The following is a 7,255-nucleotide window of genomic DNA, read 5'->3' as shown; positions in this document are numbered from 1 at the left end:
CGACGGACTTCACCGCCCACCCTGCTACCCCCGCCGGGCCGTAACGAAGCGCAGTTAAAAGCACCAGCTTACCTGCTATTTTAAAGCCCGGCTTAACCCTTTGCCCGGCACGTTGCCAGCGATTGTTCATTTCTATCCTCACAATTGGCGGAAACGGCTGCGCAATGAAAAGGTATCAGACGTGACATAACGCTCCATTTCACGCAAACGCTTTTCACTTGCCGCCAGCTCGCGATCGACGGCATCCAACAGCTCGCCGCTTGATGGCTGCTGCTCACCGGAAACCACATTGTCCGGCATCGGGTCCAACACAAACGTCAGCACGATGTAAGCGACGAAGGTGAAAAAGGCCAGGCCAAAAAAGACGGACAACACCACCAGGATCCGCACCAGCTTCACAGGCACATCGAGATAATGCGCTATACCTGCGCAAACCCCTTTCACCATGCCCTGTTGCGGAATACGCCACAGTTTTTTGTTCAGATTAACGCCTCCCATTAGCGGTCCCTCCAGTTTGGATGTTCAGCATCAAGGATGTCTTCCAGCGCCTGAATGCGCTCGCGCATCCGCTGTGCGTCATCGTTGAGTTCTACCAGACGTTGCTGTTCACTTTGCGCCAGTTCGCCACGACTGGAACGGTTGCTGTAATGCAGCCAGAGCCAAATCGGTAAAACGAACAGCACAAAGATGGTTAATGGGATAGCCAGAAATAGCGCGCTCATGAGTACTCCTTACAGGTGATGAGCGGCGGCGCGTTCGGGCGCCGCCAGATGTTATTATTGCTTATCTTGCTGCATTTTGGCTTTAAGTTGCGCCAGCTGCTCGCTGATTTCATCATCTGCTTTCAGGTCAGCAAATTGCTGATCCAGAGACTGCTGTTTACCGAAGTTATGGCTTTCAGCCTCAGCTTCCATCTGATCGATACGACGCTCGAAAGATTCAAAGCGTGCCATCGCTTCATCCAGCTTACCGCTATCCAGTTGACGACGAACATCACGCGAAGAGCTCGCAGCCTGATGGCGCAGCATCAATGCCTGCTGACGAGCACGGGTTTCACTGAGTTTATTTTCCAGCTCACCGATCTCTTTTTTCATTCGCGCCAGCGTATCGTCAACCAGCGTCACCTCATGCTCCAGAGAAGCAATCAGATCAGTCAGTTTCTGTTTTTCGATTAAAGCAGAACGCGCCAAATCTTCTTTCTCTTTACGCAGCGCCAGCTCGGCTTTTTCTTGCCACTCTGCCTGTTGTGCGCTGGCCAGTTCGATACGGCGAGATAATTGTTTCTTTTCTGCCAGAGCGCGTGCGGAGTTTGAGCGCACCTCAACCAGCGTGTCTTCCATTTCCTGGATCATTAACCGCACCAGTTTCTGCGGATCTTCAGCCTTTTCCAGCAACGCATTAATGTTGGCGTTCACGATGTCGGCAAAACGAGAAAAAATACCCATAATGTAATCCTCACTTACTGTTCTGATATCGGGCTATGCCCTGCTGTTTTCGTAATGCACTTGGCGTGCCAACTTTTTAACTAATTGATTTTAATGTAAATATCCAATTTTACCTGACGGGAGAATTAGGGTAAATTGGTGAATAACACTAACAAGTGGTGAATTTCATCATGGCAGGATACAAAGACAATATTCTGGGCGAAGCGAACAGCTTTATTGAAGTGCTGGAACAGGTTTCTCATCTGGCGCCGCTGGATAAACCTGTACTGGTTATCGGTGAGCGAGGTACGGGGAAAGAGCTTATTGCCAACCGCCTGCACTACCTCTCCAGCCGTTGGCAGGGCCCATTTATTTCGCTTAACTGCGCGGCCCTCAACGAGAACTTACTTGATTCCGAACTGTTTGGTCACGAAGCCGGTGCGTTTACCGGTGCACAAAAACGCCATCCTGGACGTTTCGAACGCGCCGACGGCGGCACGCTGTTTCTTGATGAACTGGCGACCGCGCCAATGTTGGTACAGGAAAAACTGCTGCGCGTAATTGAGTATGGCGAGCTGGAACGCGTCGGCGGCAGCCAGCCCTTGCAGGTTAACGTGCGTCTGGTCTGCGCGACCAATGCCGACCTGCCACGTATGGTCAGCGAAGGCACTTTCCGCGCGGACCTGCTGGATCGTCTGGCCTTTGACGTGGTGCAACTTCCCCCACTACGCGAGCGTCAAAGCGACATCATGTTAATGGCCGAACACTTTGCCATTCAGATGTGCCGCGAGATCGGGTTACCGCTTTTTCCGGGATTCAGCGCCGAGGCCAGAGAAACCCTCCTCCATTACCGTTGGCCGGGTAATATTCGTGAACTGAAAAACGTCGTGGAGCGCTCCGTTTACCGGCACGGTACCAGCGATTACCCGCTGGATGAGATCATCATTGACCCCTTCCGCCGCCACGTTGCTCAGCCACAGGCAGCACCACCAAAGCAGACATCTGTAGCATTACCGCTGGATCTGCGTGAATTCCAGCAGCAACAAGAGAAAGACTTTCTACAAACCAGTTTGCAGCAGGCGAAATTTAATCAGAAAAAAGCCGCTGAATTACTGGGCCTGACTTACCATCAGCTACGCGCGTTGCTTAAGAAACACCAGCTTTAGCGCGCCTCTGCCAACGTTATATTGGAGGGTTTGACGCTTTATTGTCAGCACTCGTCCATTAAAGTCACTTTCCCCTCTGACTTTTCGACTCACGGAGCATAAACGTCAGAGGGTCCCTGTCCCCCCATCAGAGCACCAAACCTGGCCGGATGTATAACTGTTCTCTTCAGCGGCCAAAGTGACATAAAGCGGCGCAATTTCCACTGGTTGACCCGGACGACCCAGCGGTGCATTTGCCCCAAACTTCTCCACTTTTTCCTGTGGCTGACCGCCACAGCATTGCAGTACAGTCCAGTATGGGCCTGGCGCTACGGCATTAACCCGTATCCCTTTCGGTGCCAGCTGTTTCGCCAGCGATTTAGTAAATGCCACGATCGCCGCTTTGGTCTGAGCATAGTCAAGCAGGATTTCACTAGGCTCATAAGCCTGTACCGAGGAGGTATTAATTATCACGCTGTCTCGTGAAAGATGGGGGATAGCCGCTTTGGTGATCCAAAACATAGCGTAGACATTAGTCTTGAATGTGGCATCGAAATCTTCTGTGGTGAGCGCCTCAATAGACTCGCAAAATTGCTGACGACCCGCATTATTGACGAGGATATCCAACCCACCCAGCCCTATTACCGCCTGTTTAACCAGTTGGCCGCAAAAAGTTTCATCTCGAATATCTCCGGGGATAGCCACGACATTTCTGCCTGCTTTTTTTATCAAGTCGACCACTTCACGCGCATCGTCTTCTTCATCAGGTAAATAGTTGATCGCAACATCAGCGCCTTCACGGGCATAAGCAATGGCAACAGCACGGCCAATCCCTGAATCCCCCCCGGTAATTAATACCTTGCGCCCATTCAATCGACCGCTTCCCTGATAGCTCTCCTCCCCATGATCGGGACGCGGTTGCATTTTTCCGGCCAGCCCTGGGAAGGGTTGCTTCTGCTGTGGAAAAGGCGGTGCCGGAAAACGCGCAGAATGAGTTTTATTGATGGTCTTTTTTTCATTGTTTAAGTCAGCCATTTAAATACCTCTCATTTTTTATCACAAAGATTATTAAGCGTAGACCAAAATGAGTGGCATGACCTTTGTAATTCACCGCAATTTAATATTTCGCGTAATATCACCTCTACCGATACACTAATCACCGTATCGCGCTTTCGAGTATTTTATGAGATTAATCCCTGCTTAACCCATAGCACTTAAATCCATATATATCAATGAGCTATATAAATAAAACCTTAACAGGCCAGACAATTTTATTGAGTAACGAGATACCACTCAGAAGCGAGAGGTTAATAGAGTCCTATGCAATTGTTTTTCCTGTATTCATCTACCTACGTCGCCTCGCTTATATTTTACCAACGTTATGATTCAATACTCGTTATCATTTAAGAATTATCCAACAATCAGCGTAAATAAATAGCAACCAAATTTAACATCTCAGCCCTATCGAAATGGAGAACGAATGAAATTATCCATAGCGCCATTATGAGATTATTTTTATATTTCACTTTCCCCGCGATATTGCTGATGCTCTCTCCTGGCGGTCATGGTCACTTTCCCCCACGTCCCCCTCACATTTTTCTGTCAGCCAGCGAATCCCGCGTTTTAACGAGTCAGATGGGTCATGAAAATGCTAAGATAGTTAACAGAGTAAATTCAAAGTGGATAGCGGGTATGAAGGGTGACCCTGTCGCGATGTTGAATTCGCGGTTATCACCTGTGCGGTCCCGAAACACAAACGGTAATGGCAAATGTCATTAAATATTAGTAAGATAGCCTCTTTATTTATAATCCTTTAAAATTATGCGCCTGGTTTTATCATCTCTGATCGTGATGGCTGGATTTCTGAGTGGTCAGGCTGCTGCCGCGCCTGAACAGGCTTCGCATGCTGATATTCGTGACAGCGGCTTTGTCTATTGCGTTAGCGGGCAGGTCAATACGTTCAACCCGCAAAAAGCGAGCAGCGGTCTTATCGTCGACACCCTGGCAGCCCAGCTGTATGACCGACTACTCGATGTCGATCCGTACACCTATCGACTGGTGCCTGAGCTGGCTGAAAGCTGGGAGGTGCTGGATAACGGCGCAACCTACCGCTTCCATCTGCGTCGTGACGTCCAGTTTCAGAAGACGGCCTGGTTCACCCCCACCCGCAAACTGAATGCGGACGACGTGGTGTTTACCTTCGAGCGCATCTTTGATCGCCAGCATCCGTGGCACAATGTAAACGGTAGCAGTTTCCCCTACTTCGACAGCCTACAGTTCGCCGATAACGTCCAAAGCGTACGCAAGCTGGACAACAACACCGTTGAGTTCCGCTTAACTCAGCCCGACGCCTCCTTCATGTGGCACCTCGCCACGCATTATGCCTCCGTGATGTCAGCAGAATATGCGGCTAAATTGGCAAAACAGGATCGTCAGGAGCTGCTCGACAGACAACCCGTCGGCACCGGACCGTACCAGCTTTCGGAGAATCGCGCAGGGCAATATGTTCGACTGCAGCGCCATGAAAAATTCTGGCGTGGTACTCCTCTGATGCCGCAGGTGGTTGTGGACCTCGGCTCTGGCGGCACCGGACGTCTATCGAAACTCCTGACCGGTGAGTGTGATGTTCTGGCCTGGCCCGCCGCCAGTCAGCTCAGCATTTTGCGTGATGACCCGCGCCTGCGTCTGACCCTGCGCCCGGGGATGAACATCGCCTATCTGGCATTCAACACCAATAAACCACCGATGGATAATCCCGCCGTGCGGCATGCGCTGGCGCTGGCCATTAATAACCAACGGCTGATGCAGTCCATCTACTACGGGACGGCGGAAACCGCAGCATCTATTTTGCCTCGCGCCTCGTGGGCTTATGACAACGAAGCTAAAATTACAGAGTACAATCCGGCAAAATCGCGCGAGCAGTTAAAAGCATTGGGGCTGGAGAACCTGACATTACAGCTTTGGGTACCCACCAGTTCTCAGGCCTGGAACCCCAGTCCACTGAAAACCGCCGAGCTGATTCAGGCTGACATGGCTCAGGTGGGTGTAAAAGTTAAAATCATTCCGGTAGAAGGTCGTTTTCAGGAGGCGCGATTAATGGATATGAACCATGATCTAACGTTATCCGGTTGGGCGACGGACAGTAACGATCCTGACAGTTTTTTCCGACCGTTGCTAAGCTGCGCCGCCATCAACTCGCAGACTAACTTCGCCCACTGGTGTAATCCGGAATTTGACAGCGTTCTGCGCAAGGCCCTCTCTTCGCAGCAACTCTCATCGCGAATTGATGCCTATGACGAAGCGCAAAATATTCTCGCGAAAGAGTTACCGATCCTGCCGCTGGCCTCTTCACTGCGTCTACAGGCTTATCGTTACGATATCAAAGGACTGGTGCTGAGTCCGTTCGGCAATGCATCTTTTGCCGGGGTTTCCAGGGAAAAGAAAGATGAGGTGAAAAAGCCATGATTATCTTCACCCTGCGTCGTTTTTTATTGCTGCTGGTCACCCTCTTCTTCCTGACCTTTATTGGATTCAGCCTGAGCTACTTCACACCTCATGCGCCGTTACAGGGCGCATCGCTGTGGAACGCCTGGGTATTCTGGTTCAATGGCCTCATTCACTGGGATTTTGGTGTATCCAGTATTAACGGTCAGTTGATTTCAGAACAGTTGAAGGAGGTGTTCCCGGCGACGATGGAACTGTGCATTCTGGCCTTTGGTTTTGCGCTGATGGTTGGGATCCCCGTTGGTATGCTGGCAGGCATCACGCGGAACAAGTGGCAGGACCGCTGCATCAGCGCCTTAGCGTTGATGGGCTTTTCCATTCCGGTTTTTTGGCTGGCGCTGTTGCTGACGTTGCTCTTCTCACTGACTCTCGGCTGGCTTCCCGTTTCGGGACGCTTTGATCTTCTCTATGAAGTGAAGCCCGTTACCGGATTTGCCATTATTGATGCGTGGATCTCCGACTCGCCCTGGCGCGATGAAATGCTGGTCAGCGCAATCCGTCACATGGTGCTTCCGGTGTTGACGCTTTCCGTCGCCCCTACCACGGAAGTTATTCGCCTGATGCGAATCAGCACCATTGAGGTCTTTGATCAAAACTATGTTAAAGCGGCCGCCACGCGCGGTCTGTCACGCTTAACCATTCTGCGCCGTCACGTTCTGCACAACGCCCTTCCGCCGGTGATCCCGCGTCTGGGCTTACAGTTTTCCACCATGCTGACGCTGGCGATGATCACCGAGATGGTCTTTAGCTGGCCAGGTCTTGGCCGTTGGCTGATTAACGCAATTCGCCAGCAGGATTACGCGGCAATTTCGGCGGGCGTCATGGTGATTGGCTCACTGGTTATCATCGTTAACGTCATCTCTGATATTTTGGGTGCTATGGCTAACCCTCTGAAACATAAGGAATGGTATGCCTTACGATAGCGTCTACAGCGAAAAGCGCCCGCCGGGTACGTTGCGCACCGCATGGCGCAATTTTTACGGCGATGCGACTGCGATGATCGGCCTGTATGGCTGCGCAGGATTGGCGATTCTGTGTATTTTTGGTGGTTGGTTTGCCCCTTATGGCATCGACCAGCAATTTCTCGGCTATCAGCTTTTACCGCCGTCATGGTCGCGCTATGGCGAAGTTTCATTTTTCCTCGGAACTGACGATCTCGGGCGTGACGTGTTAAGTCGCCTG

8 protein-coding genes and 1 pseudogene are annotated in these 7,255 nt (G+C 51.2%); 4 read left to right on the top strand and 5 right to left on the bottom strand.

What is annotated here, in order from left to right; translation table 11 throughout:
* From FDW87_RS23075 to pspA, 4 genes are all read right to left on the bottom strand, one after another.
* Window positions 1–130: phage shock protein PspD (locus FDW87_RS23075; protein ID WP_252363256.1), on the bottom strand; the 130-nt coding region annotated here is incomplete at its 3' end.
* An 8-nt stretch (window positions 131–138) separates the two neighbouring features.
* Window positions 139–498, bottom strand: coding sequence for an envelope stress response membrane protein PspC (gene pspC, locus FDW87_RS19000; RefSeq protein WP_003020497.1), 360 nt, complete (start codon window positions 496–498; stop codon window positions 139–141).
* Window positions 498–722 carry an envelope stress response membrane protein PspB gene (gene pspB, locus FDW87_RS18995; RefSeq protein ID WP_016153227.1) on the bottom strand — a complete coding sequence of 75 codons (225 nt, stop codon included), beginning with the start codon at window positions 720–722 and terminating at the stop codon, window positions 498–500. Before pspB ends, pspC begins: the two co-directional genes overlap by 1 nt.
* A 54-nt stretch (window positions 723–776) precedes the next feature.
* Window positions 777–1,445, bottom strand: a complete 669-nt coding sequence (pspA, locus tag FDW87_RS18990; protein WP_016153228.1) for a phage shock protein PspA — start codon at window positions 1,443–1,445, stop codon at window positions 777–779.
* A gap of 155 nt (window positions 1,446–1,600) precedes the next feature.
* Between pspA and pspF the strand changes: the two genes are divergently transcribed.
* Entirely contained in the window at window positions 1,601–2,590 is a 990-nt protein-coding gene (gene pspF, locus FDW87_RS18985) for a phage shock protein operon transcriptional activator (RefSeq protein ID WP_161800416.1), read from the top strand.
* A 105-nt stretch (window positions 2,591–2,695) separates the two neighbouring features.
* Here the strand turns inward: pspF and FDW87_RS18980 are convergent, their stop codons facing one another.
* A complete protein-coding gene (locus FDW87_RS18980; RefSeq protein ID WP_049041200.1) occupies window positions 2,696–3,604 on the bottom strand; it encodes an SDR family oxidoreductase in 909 nt (302 codons plus the stop codon).
* 786 nt (window positions 3,605–4,390) lie between these two features.
* Here FDW87_RS18980 and sapA point away from each other — a divergent pair.
* The 3 genes and pseudogenes from sapA to FDW87_RS23070 form a co-directional block, all read left to right on the top strand.
* On the top strand, window positions 4,391–6,034 hold the full coding sequence (gene sapA, locus FDW87_RS18975) for an ABC transporter substrate-binding protein SapA (protein ID WP_016153232.1): 1,644 nt from the start codon (window positions 4,391–4,393) through the stop codon (window positions 6,032–6,034).
* A complete protein-coding gene (sapB, locus tag FDW87_RS18970) occupies window positions 6,031–6,996 on the top strand; it encodes a peptide ABC transporter permease SapB (protein WP_003020545.1) in 966 nt (321 codons plus the stop codon). The genes sapA and sapB overlap by 4 nt, the downstream gene beginning before the upstream one ends.
* Window positions 6,983–7,255: pseudogene (locus tag FDW87_RS23070) on the top strand (peptide ABC transporter permease); the annotation flags it as partial. The gene sapB and the pseudogene FDW87_RS23070, both read left to right, overlap by 14 nt.

This window comes from Citrobacter sp. wls826 (assembly GCF_005281245.1).
Classification (GTDB): domain Bacteria; phylum Pseudomonadota; class Gammaproteobacteria; order Enterobacterales; family Enterobacteriaceae; genus Citrobacter; species Citrobacter braakii.
This window is presented reverse-complemented; position numbering and strand designations above follow the sequence as displayed.